Raw genomic sequence first — 20,938 nt, 5'->3', positions numbered from 1 at the left:
TTAATCTTAATGCAATACGCTTAATTTTATGCAATATTGCGTCAATTCTTATTCTTAAATAAAAATAACAAAGCATTCTCTGACTATATGAAGGAGTATTTATGAGTGCAGGTGATATGATTATTCACTTGATATTAAGTGGGATACTTATTGTAGGTGTTTATCAATTTTATTTTTTTACTCAACGATATACATTGAGAGAAGTGAAAATTATTAATTCACCGATTGATGAAAAGATCCCTTTCTGGCCATGGTGGTCATGGATCTATAGCTTTTTATATTATCCTGCAATTTTATATCTCAATTGGATCATTCAAGACTCAAGACAATTTATTATGATTGTTTTTAGTTATATTGTTTTGTTAGTTATGCAAATGTTTTTCTTTGTTGTGTTCCCTGTTGCAACCCCAGCACATTGGCGTACCTTAAACCCAGGAAAAACAGCGTCAGAGAAATTTCTTAAGTTTGTTCAGTATTTTGATGATTCCTCAAACTGCTTCCCAAGTATGCACGTTTCTGTTGCAACACTCACAGCGTGTCTCGCTTATGCAACTTTAGGACCATGGGTTTTCTTATTCCCTTTATTTATTGCATTATCTTGCATGTTTACAAAACAACATTACTTAATTGATTTACCTGCCGGCGCTTTATTAGGTTGGTTTGCTTATGAGATCTACTGTTTTATTATTTAATAAAGCATTATGTTATTACGAGATAACATGAATTTTTTTAATATAAAAATAGATAAGAGATAAATCATTAAAACTTGTTAATGCTAATATTGATAACCAGATTAATTTTCAATAAAAAGAAATTAATCTGGTTTTTTTATTATTGATTACTCAAAATAGATGTAATCTGAAACACATCTAAGGTCTATTAAGAATATCATCTGAAAATAGAAATAATAAGGTGATATAATCTATAATTATTCTTATTCTGACTTTTTATATTTTATATATCCTAATTTTACTAAACCACTCTTTATATTGATTATGATAACTTTAGTTATTAGCGCAGTTATTCAATAGAATTAATTGAAATATGATTTCTAATTATGGTGTGGTTTTCAACAAAAAAACGTTGTGAGCAATGCGTTGTCGCTGAGATTTTTTAGTGATAGTACTCACGTTTTAAAAGCTTTTTTATCTAATCTAGAGTAGAGTATGGGAAGCAAATTTCTTGTTAAACCTATCACATCTTTGGAGTGTGTCAGATGCAGAAAAAAGCTGAGTTGTATCGTGGAAAAGCCAAAACGGTCTACGCCACTGAATCTTCTGATTTTCTTATCCTTGAATTCAGAAATGATACATCAGCGTTAGATGGCCAACGTATTGAACAGTTTGATCGTAAAGGAATGGTAAATAACAAATTTAACCATTTCATTATGAATAAACTGGAAGAAGCGGGTATCCCAACGCAGATGGAACGTTTGCTTTCTGATAATGAAGTGCTAGTAAAAAAACTCGATATGGTACCTGTTGAATGCGTTATCCGTAATCGTGCAGCGGGATCATTAGTCAAACGTTTAGGTATCGAAGAAGGTACACTTTTAAATCCACCAATCTTTGATTTATTCTTGAAAGATGATGCTCGTCATGATCCTATGGTCAATGAATCTTATTGTGAAACCTTTGGTTGGGTGTCTAAAGAAAACCTCGCAGAAATGAAACGTTTGAGTTATAAAGCAAACGATGTCCTTAGCGAACTCTTTGATAAAGCAGGACTTATTTTAGTCGATTTTAAACTTGAGTTTGGTCTATTTCATGGCAAAGTTGTATTAGGAGATGAATTCTCTCCTGATGGAAGCCGTCTATGGGATAAAAACACCTTAGATAAAATGGATAAAGACCGTTTCCGTCAAAGCTTAGGCGGATTAATTGAAGCATACGAAGAAGTTGCACGTCGAATCGGTGTTTCTTTAGACTAAATACGCAAACGATTACGTCAAGTTAAACAAGATGTAATTAGAAAAGGTCAGCTTAAAAGCTGACCTTTTGTTTTAAATATCACGTTTTAAATGAAAATGTATTAAAGAACATAATTAAGCAACTATACAGATAGCTTGATTGAATTATGTTTAATAATAAGAAAATTTATCGTAATCCTAAGCTTTCTAATAATTGTTTAATCTCATTATTAAGCGCAAGGCTATCAATATATTGATTAATCAGAGGTGTAGGCTGGATAAGCGCATACTTGCACAAAAATATAAGGAAATAACCCACATAAATATCAGCGGCAGTCAGATTTTTACCACAAAGATAAGGTTTGGCGCTGGCTAAGCCCGTTTCTAAGCAATGAAAAGTGCGTTCAAAAGAACCAAAACCAGATGATTTTTGCTGTTCTTCATTAAGTTCAATACCAAGCTCTTTCACCGTAAATGCAGATTCAATAGGGCCTGCTGTAAAAAAGAACCAACGATAATAAGCAGCACGCTCAGGTGAATTAAGGGCAGGAGCAAATCCTTTTTCAATAAACTTATCTGCTAAATAAGCACAAATTGCCGCTGTCTCTGTAACAACGGTTTCGCCATCGACTAATGCAGGAACTTTTGCCATCGGATTAATAGCAAGATATTCAGGGGTGCGCATTGGTTCGCCATATTCTAATTCAACACGCTGATAAGACACATCTAATATTTTTAAGAAAAGTTCAACGGTGTTACCGCGAGACATTGTATTAGTATAAAGAATAAGTTCACTCATAATGTTTCCTTACTGTGTTGATTAATATGAAGTTGTTTAAACTGAAACTATAGCTAAACAAAGAACAGCGAACAGCAAGGAAGATATTACGCAAACGGTGCGTCAGTTTTTGTCAGGAGCCTCTTTGAGGATCTCTTTTTTCCATCGAGAGAGTAAATAGTTTTTAGGGTAAGGCAAATTCTCACTTAATACTTCATAAGAGATAATTCTATCGAGCCTAAAATGGCGATAGCTTTGGCGTAGTTCACACCATGCAGCAATCACTTGTGAATCTTGAAAGTAACCCACAGCAATAGGCCAAATAATTCGAGTGCTTAATTGTTTTTGAGCATCTTTATAATCTATTTTGGCTTTTTTTTCTTCGCGTAAACTAAAACGCATATCTTTAGCAATGGTATGATCAACTTCAATAATTCGGTTAGTGGGAACAAACAATGTATTTTGTTCAAGCAATGTTTGATGCTGTGTTGTTATTACAGCATTGATTTTATTAATTGCCCGTAACGCCGAGTGACTTAACTCTTTATCTGTATTACTTTCTACCCAACGTAAACCTAAAATAAGTGCTTCAAGTTCATTAATATCAAAGGTTAATGGCGGTAGGAGTAAACCTGATTTTAGCTGATAACCTATACCTGCTTCACCCGTAATTTCTGCACCTTGATTACGTAAAGACTCAATATCACGATAAATAGATCTGACACTAATTTGTAATTTATCTGCTAATACCTCTGCCGTTATCGGATAGCGATTTTCTTTTAAAATCTGCAATAAAGTGAGTAAACGTTGAGTTCGAGTCATTAAATTATCTATTTATTAGTGAAGAAAAAATACAAAGGCAAGAAATAAGAATTCTATTATGAAATCGTTAAAAAAGCAGTTTTAATTCCTTATGATGCTTATTTTTTTCGTTGTGACAACGGGTACTAGCTTACTCTGATAGTCTCTATTATCTTGCTCTTAAAAAATAGGGAATAGAGATTGCAATTATTTGTTATTATCTCAAATCAAGTGATAAATTTGTTCATAATAAATCTAAAGTCGTCTATTTAAAATGTGGGGATAAGTTATGCGTTGGAATGATCGCCGAAGAAGTGACAATGTTGAAGATAGAAGAGGGCAATCTTCTCCCGCATCAGGCGGTGGCAATCTCCCATTAGGATTAATTGCACTTTTGTTACGCACTAAATATGGGTTTGTGGTTATTATTGTTTTAGTGATAGCCAGTTTTATGGGATTTGACTTTAACTCATTAACGGGTGAAACCGACCAATCGCCACAACGCAACGAACAACAAAGTGCCCTTTATAATGAAGCCGCAGATTTTAGTAGCGTCGTTTTAGCCAGTACAGAAGATTTTTGGCAAACTATTTTTGCACAAGCAGGCAAACAATATAGCTATCCTAAACTTGTTTTATATACCAACAGCACCACAACGCAATGCGGTACAGGTACAAAAATAATGGGACCTTTTTATTGTCCCGCGGATAGAAAGATTTATCTCGATCTCTCTTTTTATAATGAAATGAAACATAGCCTAGGTGGTGGCGGTGAATTTGCTCAAGGTTATGTGATTTCACATGAAGTAGGGCACCATGTTCAGCATTTATTAGGTATCACTAATCAAATGCGTGAAAAACAACAAATGGCGCGTTCAAAAGCAGAGGCAAATCGTTTATCTGTAAAATTAGAGTTGCAAGCAGACTGTTTTGCTGGAATGTGGGGACATTTTATTGCAGGTGAAGGTCGTATTGATGAAAGCGATTTATTAACCGCGATCAAAACGGCGCAAGCGATAGGTGATGACAAGTTACAGAAACAACAGCAAGGTTATGTAGTGCCCGATAGTTTTACACACGGCACAGCAGAACAGCGCAAGACTTGGTTTATGAGAGGCTATAACAGTGGCAGTATTAAATCTTGCGATACATTTGCTTCTTCGTCTTTGAACTAATACCATTTGTCGGTAAATAAAAGATAATTAACGCTATAAAGAGAAAGGCTTAGGAACAAACATGAGTAACGTTGATCCCTCACTATTAATTTTGCTGGTTCTCGCAGGACTTGGCATTATTAGTCATAATATGACTGTAACGTTAGCAATGCTTGCTTTGCTAGTGATTAAAATCACACCTCTAAATCAATATTTTCCTGTTGTTGAAAAATATGGCATGACTATCGGGATCTTAATTTTGACCATTGGGGTAATGACACCCATAGCAACAGGACGTATTTCAGGGCAAGAAGTTCTTAACTCATTTTTAAACTGGAAATCATTACTAGCAATTGCGATAGGTATCGCGGTTTCTTGGTTAGGCGCACGGGGCGTTTCTCTAATGAATAACCAGCCTTCAACGGTTGCTGGCTTATTAGTGGGAACAGTCATTGGTGTCGCACTTTTCCGAGGTGTGCCTGTTGGACCATTAATTGCAGCTGGTATTCTTTCATTGTTAATCGGTAAATCCTAGCTGTGCCATTGTCTCATTTACATCAATATCAGCAAAAATTAGCTCAATTAGGGCAACGCCAGTTACTGCTATTAGCGGGTGAACCAGCATGGCAAACGGCACAGATCCAGCAAATTACTCAATTATGCCAAGGTGATTGGGTCACTATTTCTTCCAATCAACCCCATGCTATTTTACCTGAACAAGCTATTCGCCTATTGGGACGTGAGTTCCTACATGCGGTTTTTGATGCTAATGAAGGATTTAATACTGATGCTTTAGCCATGTTAACGGGCACATTAAAAGCAGGTAGTGTATTGATTTTGTGCTTGCCTGATATTGAACGTTGGGACAGTTATACCGATAACGATAGTCAGCGATGGAATGATGCTCAAGGTGTGCTTTCAACACCAAATTTTATGGCATGGCTAAAAAACATCACTTTAGGTGATGACAAAGCAATTGTCTGGCAACAATCAACGCCATTTCAATTACCCAAATTGATTGAAAAGGCTAAACCTTGGGCACTTCCACAAGGTAAACCAACCGCAGAACAGCAAGTAATTTTAGATAATTTGCTATTATCGACATCGGGTATTTGGAGTGTTATTGCACCAAGAGGCAGAGGAAAGTCAGCGCTGGCGGGAATGTTTATCGATCAATATCAAGGAAATGTACTGGTATGTGCACCTGCTAAAAATAGTACAGATGTTTTATCTTCACACACCAATAAAGCTATTTCATTTTACTCTCCTGATAATTTATTAGCGCTGTGTATAAATAACGAAATCCAAAGTGATTGGCTGATTATTGATGAGGCTGCTTCTTTGCCTATTGCACAACTAGAAGTGCTGTGTGGTTATTTCCCTAATGTCTTAATGACAACTACAGTACAAGGCTATGAAGGAACAGGGCGAGGTTTTATGCTGAAATTAGGAGACAACATTCCTAATTTGCATACCTATCAATTACAAACACCAATTCGTTGGGCTAAAGATTGTCCATTAGAAAATTGGCTTAATCAGTTGTTATTGCTTGATGAGCTTGAGTCTGATTTCGAGCGTCAGAAACAAGGTGGAGTCGATATCCACCAGCTTCAAGGAAATTGGCATAACAATATTTCACAACTACATGATTTTTATCAGTTACTTACCAGTGCGCATTATCGAACAACGCCACTTGATCTACGACGTTTACTTGATGGTCAAAAACAGCGTTATTGGTCAGCTTCAATCAATAAAAAAATCGTGGGTGCTGTGTGGTGTATCGAAGAAGGAGGATTACCTTTCGAACTTGCTTATGATGTTTGGCTAGGTACTCGTAGGCCAAGAGGTAATCTGGTTGCTCAATCATTAGTAACTTATGGTTTAACACCCGATGCAATGTGTTTGAACTCATTGCGTATTAGCCGCATTGCTGTTTTACCTCAATATCGACGCCAAAAAATTGCCGCAACTTTAATTGCTAATATTGTAAAAGAGAGTCAAAAACAGACTATTGATTATCTTTCGGTGAGCTTTGGTTATACCGAAGTGTTAGCACAGTTTTGGATGCAATGTGGCTTTCAAATAGTGCGCTTAGGGGTACATAAAGAGGCAAGCAGTGGATGCTACGCTGCAATGGCAATTTATCCACTAACAGAAAAAGGCGAACAGTTATTACGCTCGTCTTTACGTGCTTTTGCTTTGCAATATCCGCAGATAGAACAGCAAACCAAGCTCTGCTTAGCGGATAATTTAATACCAAATCATATCGCTACATCACAAGACCGTTGGTTAGTGATGGCGGGTTTTGCATTTGCTCATCGTCCAGCACTGACTGTTTATGAGAGTGTTGCTAATTTTTTAGCAGGTTATGAGCAACACTACCCGTTATTAGTGGCTTTTTTTGTAGACAATAAGTCAGTCGAGCAGTGTGTGGCTGAGTTTTCTTTATCAGGAAAAAAAATCTTAACTAAGCAATTAAGAGAGCAATGTGCGCAATTAATGGCTGAAAAAGATCCTCAATTAACATCGCGTTATCAACAGTGGTTAGCTACTTATTCTCATCCTTCTTGTTTTGATTTTGTTTAGGCCAATCATCTTCATCATCCCATTTATCATTAAAATCACGATGTGGAGGCAACTTTCGCTTATTTTTAAGAAATTGCTTGGGATCGATTTTGTTCATATCTTTAATAGCGTTAATGATAATTCCTACTAAAAGAATTAAAATTACCCACCAATAGTCAGCAATCCAGTGCATAAATAAGCCTTATATTTTAAAATTGTTGTTGAGAATGAGGATCTTTTTTATTTACTCTATAAAATAACACAATAAAGCATAGGTTGGAAAAGCACAGCATGAAACGGATATTATTGATTATAGCAGGTTGGTTATGTGTTGGATTAGCTACATTAGGTGTTATTTTGCCTGTGTTACCCACTACACCTTTCTTATTGCTTGCTACATGGTGTTTTTCTCGTTCATCGAAGCGCTTCCATTATTGGTTACTTTATCGCTCTTGGTTTGGTCCTTATTTACGATATTGGCAAACTTATCACGCTATGCCTAAAGGGGCGAAACCTAAAGCTATCTTAGTGATCTTAATTACCTTTGCGATTTCACTGTGGCTAGTGTCTATGCTTTGGGTCAGAATATTATTGCTGATAATCTTAGTGTGTTTGTTGATATTTATGTGGAGACTTCCTGTTAATGATCAACAAGAAGTCCCATGTGAAAAATAACGTTATTCAGGCAAAACAATGTAACGTGCAAATATTTCGTCAAGATTAGCTAATAGCCACTGTTTACCATAAATATTCTCTTCTTCTAACACAGATTTTAGAATATCAGGTGTATAAGCAAGAGACGCTTCATGGGAAAGAGGCCAATAACTGATATGCCATGGCTCGTAAGCAATATCGCTCTCTTTATGAGTAAAAGGGCGATAAAAGTCATACGCTGACATATTCTCTGTTAACCATTCATTAAGCTCTGCAAAATAGCCACCATCTTCGTATTCCCAAGGTTCTAATTGTAATGATTGCCCTTCAGGTAAACGAAAAGGATCGTAAATATCAATCTCAGTGCCCCAATGGTGGCGACTTGCACCAGGCAATGCTGACCATTTTAAAATAGCGATACAGCGCTCACCATCTGATAATGCATGAATATCTATTGGCTGGCTTTGTGCATCTAAAACAGGGCGAGTACCTTCAAACTTTCCATTCCATATAGCTAATTGGCGATTAAAATCACGAAAAGAGCTGGCTGGCATTAATTTAAAGCCTGCTTTTGTGGCTTGTTGTTGTAATGCTAAAAAAGCTTTAGTGGCATTAAATTGTAAGCGATGCTGACCAGATAAAGTGACTAAATGATCAGTAGAACGGCCTGTTAGCATTAAAGGCGTTATCATAAAATAAGTTGCTCCATAACCCGCTGATAAATTCGGCTAAGCTGTTGTAAATCTGCCGCATTAACACACTCATTAACTTTATGAATTGTTGCATTAACAGGGCCTAATTCGACAACTTGCGCACCCATTTGGGCAATAAATCGACCATCAGAAGTGCCTCCACTGGTGGAAAGCTCTGGCTCTAAATTGGTGTAATGCTTAACGGAGTAACGGACAGCTTCAAGTAATTTACCTTGCCCAGTAATAAAAGGCTGACCAGATAAAGACCATTCCAACTGATAGCGAAGTTGATGCTTTTGTAGTAACGCTTCTGTACGTTGGCGAATTTCTTCATCTGTAATGGCAGTACTAAAGCGGAAATTAAATTGAATAAGCAGCTCACCGGGGATCACATTATTGCTGCCTGTACCTGCATGGATATTAGCAATTTGCATTGTGGTTGCTGGGAAAAACTCGTTACCTTCATCCCAAACAGTATTAACGAGCTCTTGGATAAAAGGGGAGGCAAGATGAATAGGATTTTCTGCAAGGTGAGGGTAAGCGACATGACCTTGCACACCTTGAATAATTAAATTTGCTGTTATTGAGCCTCGACGACCATTTTTTACCATATCGCCTAAATGATGTTGGCTTGAAGGCTCACCCACAAGGCAATAGTCGAGACGTTCGCCACGTGACATTAACGATTGTACGACTTTAACTGTGCCGTCTGCGGCTTTGGCTTCTTCATCCGATGTAATTAAAAAGGCTAGTCGTCCACGGTGATCAGGATAAGAGCGAACAAAACGTTCAGCAGCGACAATCATGGCGGCAAGCGAGCCTTTCATATCCGCCGCACCGCGTCCATATAACATACCATCACGAATAGATGGTTCAAAAGGCGGGTTATCCCACAAATCAAGATCACCTGTTGGTACAACATCAGTATGACCAGCAAAAGCTAGTGTTTCGCCTTCACCACCACGACAAGCCCAGAGATTTTCAGTTTCACCAAAAGGCATTCTTTCAATCGTAAAACCAAGAGGGGCAAGCCTATCGATAATCAGTTGCTGACAACCTTGATCATCAGGGCTGATTGAGGGACGCGAAATCAGTTGTTGTGCAAGCTCAATAACAGGACAGGACATAAAAATTAGGCTCCTGTAAAGGACGAATAATCATTGACATCAAAACCAACAACAAAGCGGTTGTCTGATGACACAAGAATAGGGCGTTTAATGATCGCGGGTTTATCTAACATAAGTGAGATTGCAGAGGTAACATCAGTGATTGCGTTTTTTTCTTCATCAGATAATTGACGCCAAGTTGTTCCTCTTTTATTCACAAGTGTCTGCCAATCTAAATTTTCTGTAAAGGTGCGTAATAATGCTTCCGTCAAACCCTCTTTGCGGTAATCATGAAACGTGTAGGGAACATGATTATCATCTAGCCATTTACGTGCTTTTTTGATTGTATCGCAATTTTTTATGCCGTACATGGTATATGTCAGGTTTGTCGTGGACATGATATTTTCCTTATATGACAATACGTAATATTAGTATTGATGAGAATGAGTGTTATACAATTCCAAAATAACAGCTTTTGTTGTAGTGAAAAATCCTATTTACATTATAAAATATATCGGATATTAAACTGTCACGTTAGTGTAACGAATTGTGTAGCGTAGAGTAATACAAATACGAATAAAGATTTCCGTTGGTAAAAGAGAATATGAAAAGTATTTCACTGAGTCTTATATTGCTTTTACTTTCTTCTTTTAGCTGGGCAGATGAAGAAAATGACAGTCAAAAAGTTGATGAGTATAAAATAGCCTTAGAGGCTTTTTTTAACAGTGATTATTTATTGTGTTTGGGCGAAGGGAAATGGCCTGTGTACAGCAATGAAGATGATGCACCTTGGGTGCTAGAAAGAATGCATGCATTAGTTGAGGCAGGATTGATTGAACAAACCGCAAATGGAGAAGAATGGGTGTTCAATCTCAGTGAAAAAGGGCGCAGAGCATGGCAACCTTATCAAGACTTCTGTTATGGTCACCTGTTCATTAGCCAAATTAAAGAGATCCAACCGATAGGATCAGGCAAAAGTAAAATTTATTTTTATTATGGTGTAAAAGGTATTCCTTCATGGGCAACCAATGAAGAAATACAATCCGCTTTTAGCGAACTTGATATTGTGATTAATGGAATAAATCGAGAGCTGTACCAGTTAAATATCGAAAAATTACCAGATAACCATTTTAAAGTATTAAGTTATCCAGTTCCTATTGAGTAGAGATGATTTAATATAGCACTAAGCAGAATATTCAATAATAGCTCTGATTACCCCGACCCTGTGTCGGGGTAAAGCGTTTAGTACTGATGCTTAATAAGAATAAGACTGGCAGCTAAACGAGAAGTGACTTGCAGTTTCTTTAAAATATTACGAATGTGGACTTTCACTGTTTCTTCAGAAATAAATAAATTCTCAGCAATTTGTTTATTTTTCATTCCAGCAGACACTTCATGAAGAACATCCAACTCTCTTTTAGTCAATGCTGAAAGTGGATCAGAATAGTTTTGCCTAAGTTGAATATATTGCCACACTCGCTCACTATAAACAGGATGCCCAACAGCTGCTTTGCGTAGGCTAAGTAATAGCATGTCTAACTCACACTCTTTTAAAAGATAACCGTTTGCGCCAGCATCCAACGCAGCGTAAACATCATTACGTGAATCAGAAACGGATAAAACAAGAACATAAGATGTTAAACCAGAGCGACGAAGTGTTCGAATAATATCGATACCTGAACGCCCTTGTAGATTTAAATCCATCATAATTAAGTCTGGATTTAACTGTTTTGCAGCGGTTACAGCCTCTTGAGCATTGCCACTTTCGCTTACTACGACAAAGTCCTTGTCTTTTTCTAACAATAGCCGTAATCCATATCTCATGATAGGGTGATCATCCACTATCATAATTGAGTAGCTAGGCATAACCCCTCTCCCTAAAAAAAAATAATAATGTGCGTAATCTTTCCAATAGCAGAAAATAAAAAAGTAAATTCCAAATGAGGAATAAAAATTAGAATCAGACATCTTATTAAAACAATAAGAAAATAAAATTGACGGTTCGCAATATTACACCAATTATTGTTACGGGTAAAAAAGAAAATAACCAAAACGACTAACAAAAAATCTAATTCTATAAAATCTTTATAGTTACAATGAGTTGTGCAGAGATAAGGCTATTTAAAAAATAATCAAAAAGTGAAAATAGTTATTGTTTTTTTAAACAATATAAAAAAATTAATTATTTTAAATGTTAATTTAATATCTGGTAAATAATAAACAAATATTGTCTTTTTTCTGTTCGAGTTTATTACACCGGTGAAATTAAATAGTGTTAATAATATACCTATAACTAGGTATTAATTGTTTATAATAAATCTTGTTTACTAATTTGAAAAAAGTGTCGGAGCCGTCATGATTTAACGCTCCATTACCATTATACTAACGAAGCCCTTACCCTATTGATACAAAGGATATGAAGATGGAAGACAAATTAAAACAAAGCGCTCTAGATTTTCATGAATTTCCCGTACCTGGCAAAATCACAGTAACACCAACAAAACCACTCATAACCCAACGTGATTTAGCATTAGCTTATTCACCAGGCGTCGCCGCTCCTTGTTTAGAAATTGCAGCAGATCCTCTTGCTGCTTATCGCTACACAGCCAAAGGTAACCTTGTCGCGGTGATTTCAAATGGTACTGCGGTACTTGGACTTGGAAATATCGGTGCCTTAGCAGGTAAGCCTGTGATGGAAGGTAAAGGCGTTTTGTTTAAGAAGTTTTCTGGCGTTGATGTTTTTGACATTGAAGTTAATGAGACAGATCCTGACAAACTCGTTGATATTATCGCATCATTAGAGCCAACATTTGGTGGTATTAACCTCGAAGATATTAAAGCACCAGAGTGTTTCTATATTGAGAAAAAACTGCGTGAGAAAATGAACATTCCTGTATTCCATGATGATCAGCATGGTACAGCGATTATCTCTACAGCCGCAATTCTCAATGGCTTGCGTATTATTAAAAAAGAAATTAGTAAAGTAAAATTAGTGGTATCAGGAGCAGGTGCCGCGTCTATTGCTTGTATGAACTTATTAGTTGCTTTAGGGCTAACACGCGAAAACATCACTGTATGTGACTCTAAAGGGGTTATCTACCGTGGACGTGAAGCTAATATGGCAGAAACCAAAGCTGCTTATGCAATCGAAGATAACGGTACTCGTACATTAGATGACGTTATTAATAATGCTGATATTTTCTTAGGTTGCTCAGGGCCTGGCGTATTAACGCAAGAAATGGTCAAGAAAATGGCTCGCGATCCACTTATTCTCGCGCTTGCAAACCCAGAACCTGAAATTTTACCGCCGTTAGTAAAAGCTGTACGTTCAGATGCGATTATCTGTACAGGGCGTTCTGACTACCCAAATCAGGTTAATAACGTATTGTGTTTCCCATTCATCTTCCGTGGCGCATTAGACGTTGGTGCGACAGCAATTAATGAAGAGATGAAACTCGCTTGTGTTCATGCTATTGCAGAATTAGCACTCGCGGAACAAAACGAAGAAGTTGCTTCTGCCTATGGTGATCAGGAACTCTCTTTTGGTCCTGAATACATTATTCCGAAACCGTTTGATCCACGTTTGATTGTGAAAATTGCGCCAGCAGTTGCAAAAGCGGCGATGGATTCAGGTGTTGCAACTCGTCCAATTGAAGATTTTTCTGCTTATATTGAACACCTTAATGAGTTTGTTTATAAAACGAACTTATTTATGAAACCTATTTTCTCGCAAGCGAAAAAAGAGAAAAAACGCATTGTGTTAGCAGAAGGGGAAGAAAACCGCGTACTGCATGCAACACAAGAATTAGTAACATTAGGATTAGCCACTCCAATTTTAATTGGTCGTCCTAGTGTGATTGAAATGCGTATTCAGAAATTGGGTTTACACATTAAAGCTGGTAAAGACTTTGAGGTGGTGAATAATGAAAACGACCCACGTTTCAAAGAGTATTGGCAAGAATATCACCAAATCATGAAACGTCGCGGTGTATCACAAGAGCAAGCTCGCCGTGCAATGATTGGCAATCCAACACTTATTGGTGCCATTATGGTTCGCCGAGGTGAAGCAGATGGCCTGATTTGTGGTACTGTGGGTAGCTATTCTGAACATTTTGAAATCTACAAAAATGTGTTTGGCTTACGTGAAGGAATGGAAACCGCAGGAGCAATGAATGCTCTGCTATTGCCAAGTGGTAACACCTTTATTACAGACACTTACGTTAATGAAGATCCGACCGCAGAACAACTAGCCGATATTACGATTATGGCTGCTGATACTATTCGTCGCTTTGGTATCGAGCCAAAAGCAGCGCTGGTTTCTCGTTCAAGTTTCGGTTCATTTGATAGCCCATCTTCAATCAAACTCAGAAAAGCGTTAGAGATAATCAAGCAACGTGCACCTGAATTAGAGATTGATGGTGAAATGCATGCAGATGCAGCATTAGTAGAATCTATTCGCCGTGATGTGATGCCAGATAGTCCATTAAAAGGCGCTGCAAACCTATTAGTTATGCCAACAATGGAAGCCGCACGTATTAGCTATAACTTATTGCGTGTAACAAGCTCTGATGGTGTGACAGTAGGACCAGTATTAATGGGTGTTGCTAAACCTGCCCACATTTTGACGCCAATTGCATCAGTACGTCGTATCGTGAATATGGTGGCATTAGCTGTTGTGGAAGCTCAGGCACAATCTCAAAATTAATTGTTACTAATTAAATAATTCCATTCATAAAGCGCCTTTTATTGAAGTGACCCCCGATAGTTGGACAACCGATTATCGGGGGTTTTTTATGCTCATCAAATCAGCATAAAGAATGTTAAATACAAATTAATATAAGAATGATATTGATAATTATTAGCAACAATATTAACCTATGCGTCTAACTAAAGTAGGTATATATAACTAATAGGATGATTATGTTTTTCTCAATATCAAAAAGGATCTTACTACTAGTTTCATTAATAAGTCTTTCAGCATGTCATTCAATAGAAAAACAACCTGTATCAACCGTAGATCTGGCAATTATTCAGTCAGCAAACATCATTGATACTCAGACTGGGCAATCCATCACAGCAGACACACTGTTAACACGATTAGCAAGTCAATCACATGTGATTATTGGTGAAAAACATGACAATGCTTATCATCATGATATTGAATATTGGTTAATGACAGAGCTACCTAAAAAACGCCCTCAAGGAGCGGTTCTACTTGAGATGCTAACGCCAAGCCAGCAATCATTAGTGGATAACACAAAGAAACGTTATTCAGGCTCTGAATATCTACGAGATGAGCGACTAATGGCTGCATTAAAATGGAATTCAGGTTGGCCTTGGAAATGGTATGGCAATATAGTTAAAGCAGGGCTAAGCGCTGATTATCCTTTATTAGCGGCAAATATTGATCGCAGTGAAATATCTAGTGCGTATAAAAATCCTCCTATTATTGATGGTGTGCATTCAACTGATACATCTGTTCGCCAACTTATTCAAAAAACAATTGAGCTTTCTCATGGCGGTGAGCTTGATAAAACACAAGCAGAAAAAATGACGGTTATTCAGCAATTGCGTGATCGTGCAATGGCTAAAAGTTTATTAGATGCTCCGACACCCGCACTGTTAATTGCTGGCTCTTTTCATGCCACAAAAGTAATGGGTGTACCTTTACACGTTGCTGATCTAGCGCCGAATGAAAAAGTAACTGTGGTGATAATGACGGAAGAGGGAAGTGATGTGACTTCCGTTCATGCCGATTATCTTTGGATAACACCTGTCGCCTTACCTTAATTTATTGATAACACGAATATGCTTATTTCTTCTTGTATGGATCAAATGCCAAAATTTCAGCTTTGTAGTTCTAAAGCATTTATTTTGGCTCTCGGTGTACATGCTATTTTTGTCATGGCTTATTTTTATTTCAATAAAGAGAATACGGTACTTATACAGGAGCCAGAATTAGCTGTAATGATGAGCTTAAGTGAAAACGTACAAGCACTCAGTGATGAAAAACAGGTTGTAGGCGTCGATCAACAATTGGCGGTAGCAAGCCAAAAAAAGGTAGAGCAAGATATTGCTGAAAAACAGCCTGATCTGATTGTGAATGAAAATGCAGATATTTTGCTCGAAAAACCTAAAAAAAGAGTCAATGTAGAGCAAACAGCTAAAGTGACACCTATAACCTCTCCGGTAAAGCCCGCGCCTACTATTAGCGAAAATGTGTCTAGCCAATCAGCACCATCAAGCAGTCGCTCTGCGGCGAAACAGCAATCTAATGATGTTAGTGCAAATTATGATAGCGATTCAGATAGCACGGAAAGCGCATTAGCATTATGGCAAGCTAAAACAAAAGGGCATCTTAATCGCTATAAAGCCTATCCCGAAGAAGCTAAAAGTAAAGGTAGAACAGGGATTTCTAAAGTACGCTTTATTGTTGATGAACAAGGTTATGTCATATCGAGTGAATTAATTCTTAGTAGTGGCGTGCGTTCTTTAGACAGAGAAGCACAACGAGTACTCAAACGTGCAGAGCCCTTACCGATACCACCAATTGAGTTATTGTCGAAAGGTAAAATAATGGTTGAAATGCCAATTGAGTTTTCTACACTAACGTTCTAACGACAGGTCAAAAAGGAAATAAAACGTTATGCTAGTCGCAACAAAAAAACGGATGACGTTGCAATTAACGAGTGTGATCATGGCATTGTTAATTTCAGCAACACCTGCATTGGCTCAAAATCAGAAGGACTCCCTAGTGATGCCACCAAAAGCGAATAAAGTGCCTCATGTGATGACAGAACATGGAGACACGCGCACCGATAATTACTATTGGCTAAGAGATGATTCACGTAAAGATCCTAACGTGCTTGATTATCTGAATGCTGAAAATGCCTATACTGAATCAGTGATGAAAGAAGGCAAGGCGCTCGAAGAAACGCTCTTTAATGAAATGGTGAGCCGTATGGCTCAAAACGATGAATCAGTGCCTTATATTTATAATGGCTATACTTATCGTACTATTTATCAAGAAGGTAAAGATTTCCCTATTTATCAGCGTAAACCAGTAAATAGCGAAGGTGAATGGGAAGTTCTCGTTGATGGAAACGAACGTGCTAAAGGGCACGAATTCTATCAATTAGGTGATTTGACAATCAGCCCAGATAACAAACGTATCGCTATTGCAGAAGATAACGAAGGGCGCAGAAACTATAATGTTGCCTATAAAGATTTATCGGATAATACATGGAAAGAGAATGTGTTAACCAATATCTCAGCAAATCTTGTGTGGGCAAACGACAGCAAAACACTATTTTATGTTGATAAAGATCCGCAAACCTTACTGCCTTATCAAATCTATCGCCATCAATATGGCACTGATCGTAAACAAGATGTCAAAATCTTCGAAGAAAACGACGATCGCTTTTATACATGGATGGGTAAAAGTAAATCTGAAGATTACATTCTTGTCTCTATTGAAAGCTCAACAACCTCAGAATCTCGTTTAATTGACGCGAATGCGCCAGAAAAACCAATGGTAATATTCTCTGCGCGTCAAGAAGGGCGTGAATATGATATCGACCATTTTAATGGTGAATTCTATATTCGTTCGAATCATGAGAGTGAATTGTTTGGTCTTTATAAAACGGCATCAATCGATAAGCCTTGGGAAACCGTCATTGCACCACAAAAAGAGGTCGATTTAGAAGGTTTTGATCTCTTTAATCGCTGGTTAGTTGTGGAAGAAAGAAAACAAGGACTAGTGTCATTACGTCAAATTGATTGGAAAACAGGTCAATCGACAAATGTGACCTTTGACGATCCTGTTTATATGGCATGGCTAGGTTTTAACCCTCAAGCAGATAGCGAAGAGCTTCGCTTTGGTTATACTTCCATGACAACGCCTTCTTCAACTTATCAATGGAATATGCAAACGCATCAAAAGCAATTGCTTAAACAGCAAGAAGTGAAAGGCTTTGAACGCAATTTATATGAAAGCGAGCGTATCTGGGTAAAAGCACAAGACGGTGTTGAAGTTCCCGTATCATTGGTTTATCGCAAAGACTTATTTAAGAAAGGTGAAAATCCTATCTTAATTTATGGCTATGGCTCTTACGGTAGCAGCATCGATCCTTCGTTTAGTTCACCTCGTTTAAGCTTATTAGACCGAGGCTTTGTGTATGCCATTGTGCATGTGCGTGGTGGCGGTGAATTAGGTAAACGCTGGTATAACCAAGGTAAAATGGAACATAAAGTTAATACTTTTACAGACTTTATTGATGCCACTAAATATCTAATTGCCAAAGGTTACGGAGCACCCAAACACGTTTACGCTATGGGTGGCAGTGCGGGCGGATTATTAATGGGCGCCGTTGTGAATCTGGCACCTGAATTATACCGAGGTGTTGTATCTCAAGTTCCATTTGTGGATGTTGTGACAACAATGCTTGATGCTTCAATTCCTTTAACAACAGGGGAATATGAAGAATGGGGAAATCCTGCGGATAAAGACGTTTATTTCCGCCTAAAATCGTATAGCCCATATGACAATGTGGTTGCCAAGGCATACCCTCATTTATTAGTCACAACAGGGTTACATGATTCACAAGTGCAATATTGGGAGCCTGCAAAATGGGTTGCGAAATTGCGTGAATTAAAAACAGATAATAATCTGCTATTACTTGAAACTAATATGAGTGCAGGGCATGGTGGTAAATCAGGGCGTTTTAATCGCTTACGCGATACAGCAAAAGAATATGCCTTTATTCTGATGTTAGAACAGCCTGAAGTCTATTTTAAAGCTCAAAATATAAAATAGAATAATCAGTAATAGTAAATCAGTTTAATAAATTAGCCTGTCTCTCTTTAAGGGAGACAGCGCTATTATTTAAAGCAAACATAACAATAATAATATTTTCTAGTTTAATTTACTTTATATAAAGCAACGTGAGCCTATTTAAATAAAAATAAAGAATAGGTTTATTATGAAATTTACAAGGAAAATACTTAGCACTCTTATTTTATTTTCGGGTGTTAATCATCTTGCCATTGCATCTGAAACAGATAAAGCGATTCAATTTAGTAGCTTAAAAGTTTCATCAGCACAAAAAGAAACGCCTGAACAAAAAGCATTGGGAAAACCGGGTGCTTATAGCTCTATTGGTGAAATTAATAATCTTGAATCTGTTGAACAAACATTACGTTCAACGCCGGGAACATATACTCAAATGGATGTGAGTCAGCCGGGCATTGGTGTTAATATTCGCGGATTAAGTGGTTTTGGTCGCGTTAATATGATGGTTGATGGTGTCACTCAAACTATGTATAGCACATCACCTAGCCAATATGCGCATGGCGCGCAACCTTACAACCAATTTAATAGCATGATCGATCCGAATTTTATTATTCAAATCGATATTTCTCGTGGTCAACAAGACGGTGAAAATAGTATTAATGCCCTGGCAGGAAGTGCTAATTTTAAAACTATTGGTGTAGAAGATATTTTATTTCAAGGACACACTTGGGGTGTCAGAAGTAAAGCAGCTGGTGGTACAAATGGCTTAGGTTATAACGGTATGGTTGCTTTTGCAGGGCAGCGTTCATTATTTAATGATAATGGTTCTGTTGGTGCAATGCTTGCGTTAAGTGGACATAAAATAGAATCGTCTTATAAAAATGGCGCTGGCTTTAATAGTGAAGAATTTTCTACAAGTAAAGAATTTAATCAAAGACCACACTCAGAACTTACCAAAATAAATATAAAACCAAATGATTCTCATGAATTAGAATTAAGTGGTCGTTTTTATAACAATGATTTTAATCGCCGTAAAATTGATGCTAAAGATTATTATGCAAAATATCGCTATACACCATTAAATGATCTATTTGATAGCGAAATTCTGCTTAGCCATAGTCAAGCATCGCAAAAGTTTGCGGGTGATTCTCTTGTGAGTTTACGTGAAGCAAATGCAAAAAATATATCTGATTCACTAGTCGCTAAAAATACCAGCCGCTTTAATTATGATGAATTGGATATGGCATTAACACTGGGCACAAAATTAATGTCAACAGAATACAAACGCAGTGTTATTGCACCTTCTACTGATCCGTGGCAAGCACAAAATATGGTTGAATATAATACGTTTGCACCTCAAGGAAAAAATGATTTAACCAGCTTCTTTTCACAAATGAAATTTGAATATGATATTTATACTCTCGACCTTAATTTAAATTATGTCGATTATCATATTAAAGGGCGAAAACCCGCTTGTGATCCACGAGCCGCATGTTTCCCCGAAGGTGAAATGAACCTCAGTCGCCATGATAGAAATTGGGATCCAGGCATGTTGTTTTCTGCCGAAATTATTCCTGAATTTCAGCCTTTTGTAAGCTATGCACACACCATGAGGGCACCGACATCACAAGAGATCTTTTTTGCCAATGAAGGTGGTGCTTCAATGAATCCATTTTTAAAAAGTGAAAAAGCCGATACCGTCCAAATTGGTTTTAATAGTTATCACCCAGATTTAATGATAGAAGGTGATAGTTTACGATTTAAAGGATTGTGGTATCACACAAAAATCAAAGACTACATTTCCAGTGATTCTTATTTGGTATGTAAAGGTGGGGTGCGTTGTAAAAATGACGGTTCTTTAACTGGCGAGGATTACGCGGGGATAGAATACGATGGGAATATTTTCTTGTACACCAATAGCCTTGATCCTGTGACTTTACGTGGTTATGAGCTACAAGCAAATTATGACGCAGGGGTGTTTTACACTAACCTTTCATACAGTGATCAACGAACTTCACAGCCGACTTCGATTGCCAGTACAGACTTTGGGCAAACGCCCGCTTCTGAATTACCTAAATATTATGCCACTATTGATACTGGTGTTCGCTTCTTTGATGACCAGTCATTAGAACTAGGCACTGTGATCCAAATAACGGGAAAAGCACGTAAATCCTCACCAGAAGGGGTAGATTACGATACAGGTAAAGTACCAATGGTACAGCAAGATGATATCCCAACGGTTGTCGACGTTTATAGTAATTACAGAATTAATAAAAATATTTCTTTAAAATTTGCCGTGCATAATTTAATGAATAAAAACTATTCTAATGCGCTTGATAGAAGTAATTCAGCGCCGATTATGCAAGATCCGAGTGCAAATACACAAACTGCCCGTGGCAGAAGTTATCTTTTTGCAGGAGAAGTACGTTTTTAATGTAACGTAATGATTATTTTAAAGTATAAATAATAAAAAACGGCATCAAAGGAAG

19 protein-coding genes are annotated in these 20,938 nt (G+C 37.3%); 12 read left to right on the top strand and 7 right to left on the bottom strand.

The annotated features are described in order from the left end of the window. Nucleotides 1-101: 101 nt before the first annotated feature. Nucleotides 102-692, top strand: coding sequence for a phosphatase PAP2 family protein (locus JEP71_RS02985; protein ID WP_023581905.1), 591 nt, complete (start codon nt 102-104; stop codon nt 690-692). Between the two features lie 524 nt (nt 693-1,216). Then, on the top strand, nt 1,217-1,930 hold the full coding sequence (gene purC / locus JEP71_RS02980) for a phosphoribosylaminoimidazolesuccinocarboxamide synthase (RefSeq protein ID WP_088495303.1): 714 nt from the start codon (nt 1,217-1,219) through the stop codon (nt 1,928-1,930). A 166-nt stretch (nt 1,931-2,096) separates the two neighbouring features. Here purC and JEP71_RS02975 read toward each other — a convergent pair whose 3' ends face one another. Then, the gene (locus JEP71_RS02975; protein WP_198625723.1) at nt 2,097-2,708 is read right to left on the bottom strand and encodes a glutathione S-transferase family protein; all 612 of its coding nucleotides are present in this window, start codon (nt 2,706-2,708) and stop codon (nt 2,097-2,099) included. Between the two features lie 102 nt (nt 2,709-2,810). Beyond that, on the bottom strand, nt 2,811-3,509 hold the full coding sequence (locus JEP71_RS02970; protein WP_198619857.1) for a helix-turn-helix transcriptional regulator: 699 nt from the start codon (nt 3,507-3,509) through the stop codon (nt 2,811-2,813). Nucleotides 3,510-3,777: 268 nt separating this feature from the next. Between JEP71_RS02970 and ypfJ the strand changes: the two genes are divergently transcribed. The 3 genes from ypfJ (at nt 3,778) to JEP71_RS02955 (ending at nt 7,227) form a co-directional block, all read left to right on the top strand. After that, nucleotides 3,778-4,662 carry a KPN_02809 family neutral zinc metallopeptidase gene (gene ypfJ, locus JEP71_RS02965; RefSeq protein WP_198619858.1) on the top strand — a complete coding sequence of 295 codons (885 nt, stop codon included), beginning with the start codon at nt 3,778-3,780 and terminating at the stop codon, nt 4,660-4,662. 61 nt (nt 4,663-4,723) lie between these two features. Next, entirely contained in the window at nt 4,724-5,176 is a 453-nt protein-coding gene (locus tag JEP71_RS02960; protein WP_006533030.1) for a DUF441 domain-containing protein, read from the top strand. Nucleotides 5,177-5,178: 2 nt separating this feature from the next. Further along, a complete protein-coding gene (locus tag JEP71_RS02955; RefSeq protein WP_198625722.1) occupies nt 5,179-7,227 on the top strand; it encodes a tRNA(Met) cytidine acetyltransferase TmcA in 2,049 nt (682 codons plus the stop codon). Here JEP71_RS02955 and JEP71_RS02950 read toward each other — a convergent pair. Further along, a complete protein-coding gene (locus JEP71_RS02950; RefSeq protein WP_109373648.1) occupies nt 7,190-7,399 on the bottom strand; it encodes a YpfN family protein in 210 nt (69 codons plus the stop codon). The genes JEP71_RS02955 and JEP71_RS02950 overlap by 38 nt on opposite strands. A gap of 98 nt (nt 7,400-7,497) precedes the next feature. Here JEP71_RS02950 and JEP71_RS02945 point away from each other — a divergent pair, with 98 nt between their 5' ends. Then, nucleotides 7,498-7,881: a DUF454 family protein gene (locus tag JEP71_RS02945; protein ID WP_198625721.1), complete on the top strand. Its 384-nt coding sequence runs from the start codon at nt 7,498-7,500 to the stop codon at nt 7,879-7,881. Between the two features lie 2 nt (nt 7,882-7,883). Here JEP71_RS02945 and JEP71_RS02940 read toward each other — a convergent pair whose 3' ends face one another. Genes JEP71_RS02940 through JEP71_RS02930 form a run of 3 tightly spaced genes read right to left on the bottom strand, consistent with a single transcriptional unit; the run spans nt 7,884 to nt 10,056 of the window. Then, nucleotides 7,884-8,552, bottom strand: a complete 669-nt coding sequence (locus JEP71_RS02940; protein WP_109373646.1) for a M15 family metallopeptidase — start codon at nt 8,550-8,552, stop codon at nt 7,884-7,886. Further along, complete coding sequence (gene dapE, locus JEP71_RS02935) at nt 8,549-9,679, bottom strand: succinyl-diaminopimelate desuccinylase (RefSeq protein ID WP_198625720.1); 1,131 nt, start codon at nt 9,677-9,679, stop codon at nt 8,549-8,551. The genes JEP71_RS02940 and dapE overlap by 4 nt, the downstream gene beginning before the upstream one ends. 5 nt (nt 9,680-9,684) lie before the next feature. Further along, nucleotides 9,685-10,056, bottom strand: a complete 372-nt coding sequence (locus tag JEP71_RS02930) for an ArsC family reductase (protein ID WP_109373644.1) — start codon at nt 10,054-10,056, stop codon at nt 9,685-9,687. Between the two features lie 206 nt (nt 10,057-10,262). On the opposite strand from JEP71_RS02930, the gene JEP71_RS02925 reads away from it, so the two are divergent. Further along, nucleotides 10,263-10,823 (top strand): hypothetical protein, encoded by a 561-nt coding sequence (locus JEP71_RS02925; protein WP_100160343.1) that lies wholly within the window; start codon nt 10,263-10,265, stop codon nt 10,821-10,823. A gap of 77 nt (nt 10,824-10,900) precedes the next feature. Here JEP71_RS02925 and JEP71_RS02920 read toward each other — a convergent pair whose 3' ends face one another. After that, a complete protein-coding gene (locus JEP71_RS02920; protein ID WP_069368881.1) occupies nt 10,901-11,524 on the bottom strand; it encodes a response regulator in 624 nt (207 codons plus the stop codon). A gap of 556 nt (nt 11,525-12,080) precedes the next feature. Between JEP71_RS02920 and maeB the strand changes: the two genes are divergently transcribed. The 5 genes from maeB to JEP71_RS02895 all read left to right on the top strand — a co-directional run bounded on the left by maeB (nt 12,081) and on the right by JEP71_RS02895 (nt 20,883). After that, entirely contained in the window at nt 12,081-14,363 is a 2,283-nt protein-coding gene (gene maeB / locus JEP71_RS02915; RefSeq protein ID WP_196532491.1) for an NADP-dependent oxaloacetate-decarboxylating malate dehydrogenase, read from the top strand. Nucleotides 14,364-14,578: 215 nt separating this feature from the next. Next, the gene (locus tag JEP71_RS02910) at nt 14,579-15,448 is read left to right on the top strand and encodes a ChaN family lipoprotein (RefSeq protein ID WP_196532492.1); all 870 of its coding nucleotides are present in this window, start codon (nt 14,579-14,581) and stop codon (nt 15,446-15,448) included. Nucleotides 15,449-15,493: 45 nt separating this feature from the next. Next, nucleotides 15,494-16,276 (top strand): energy transducer TonB family protein, encoded by a 783-nt coding sequence (locus JEP71_RS02905; protein ID WP_232797462.1) that lies wholly within the window; start codon nt 15,494-15,496, stop codon nt 16,274-16,276. Nucleotides 16,277-16,304: 28 nt separating this feature from the next. Continuing rightward, nucleotides 16,305-18,473 (top strand): S9 family peptidase, encoded by a 2,169-nt coding sequence (locus JEP71_RS02900; protein WP_198625719.1) that lies wholly within the window; start codon nt 16,305-16,307, stop codon nt 18,471-18,473. Nucleotides 18,474-18,639: 166 nt separating this feature from the next. Further along, complete coding sequence (locus tag JEP71_RS02895) at nt 18,640-20,883, top strand: TonB-dependent receptor (RefSeq protein WP_198625718.1); 2,244 nt, start codon at nt 18,640-18,642, stop codon at nt 20,881-20,883. Nucleotides 20,884-20,938: the final 55 nt, after the last annotated feature.

Origin of the sequence: Proteus sp. PR00224 (assembly GCF_016238105.1) — a bacterium.
Classification (GTDB): Bacteria; Pseudomonadota; Gammaproteobacteria; order Enterobacterales; family Enterobacteriaceae; genus Proteus.
The sequence above is the reverse complement of the archived record's forward strand: the minus strand, read 5'-3'. Positions and strand labels throughout refer to the sequence as shown.

Excerpts from the sequence above, each read along its gene's own strand:
- JEP71_RS02985 (WP_023581905.1), top strand. The coding sequence starts at position 102 with ATGAGTGCAGGTGATATGATTATTCACTTGATATTAAGTGGGATACTT.
- purC (WP_088495303.1), top strand. The coding sequence starts at position 1,217 with ATGCAGAAAAAAGCTGAGTTGTATCGTGGAAAAGCCAAAACGGTCTAC.
- JEP71_RS02975 (WP_198625723.1), bottom strand. The coding sequence starts at position 2,708 with ATGAGTGAACTTATTCTTTATACTAATACAATGTCTCGCGGTAACACC.
- JEP71_RS02970 (WP_198619857.1), bottom strand. The coding sequence starts at position 3,509 with ATGACTCGAACTCAACGTTTACTCACTTTATTGCAGATTTTAAAAGAA.
- ypfJ (WP_198619858.1), top strand. The coding sequence starts at position 3,778 with ATGCGTTGGAATGATCGCCGAAGAAGTGACAATGTTGAAGATAGAAGA.
- JEP71_RS02960 (WP_006533030.1), top strand. The coding sequence starts at position 4,724 with ATGAGTAACGTTGATCCCTCACTATTAATTTTGCTGGTTCTCGCAGGA.
- JEP71_RS02950 (WP_109373648.1), bottom strand. The coding sequence starts at position 7,399 with ATGCACTGGATTGCTGACTATTGGTGGGTAATTTTAATTCTTTTAGTA.
- JEP71_RS02945 (WP_198625721.1), top strand. The coding sequence starts at position 7,498 with ATGAAACGGATATTATTGATTATAGCAGGTTGGTTATGTGTTGGATTA.
- JEP71_RS02940 (WP_109373646.1), bottom strand. The coding sequence starts at position 8,552 with ATGATAACGCCTTTAATGCTAACAGGCCGTTCTACTGATCATTTAGTC.
- dapE (WP_198625720.1), bottom strand. The coding sequence starts at position 9,679 with ATGTCCTGTCCTGTTATTGAGCTTGCACAACAACTGATTTCGCGTCCC.
- JEP71_RS02930 (WP_109373644.1), bottom strand. The coding sequence starts at position 10,056 with ATGTCCACGACAAACCTGACATATACCATGTACGGCATAAAAAATTGC.
- JEP71_RS02925 (WP_100160343.1), top strand. The coding sequence starts at position 10,263 with ATGAAAAGTATTTCACTGAGTCTTATATTGCTTTTACTTTCTTCTTTT.
- JEP71_RS02920 (WP_069368881.1), bottom strand. The coding sequence starts at position 11,524 with ATGCCTAGCTACTCAATTATGATAGTGGATGATCACCCTATCATGAGA.
- maeB (WP_196532491.1), top strand. The coding sequence starts at position 12,081 with ATGGAAGACAAATTAAAACAAAGCGCTCTAGATTTTCATGAATTTCCC.
- JEP71_RS02910 (WP_196532492.1), top strand. The coding sequence starts at position 14,579 with ATGTTTTTCTCAATATCAAAAAGGATCTTACTACTAGTTTCATTAATA.
- JEP71_RS02905 (WP_232797462.1), top strand. The coding sequence starts at position 15,494 with ATGCCAAAATTTCAGCTTTGTAGTTCTAAAGCATTTATTTTGGCTCTC.
- JEP71_RS02900 (WP_198625719.1), top strand. The coding sequence starts at position 16,305 with ATGCTAGTCGCAACAAAAAAACGGATGACGTTGCAATTAACGAGTGTG.
- JEP71_RS02895 (WP_198625718.1), top strand. The coding sequence starts at position 18,640 with ATGAAATTTACAAGGAAAATACTTAGCACTCTTATTTTATTTTCGGGT.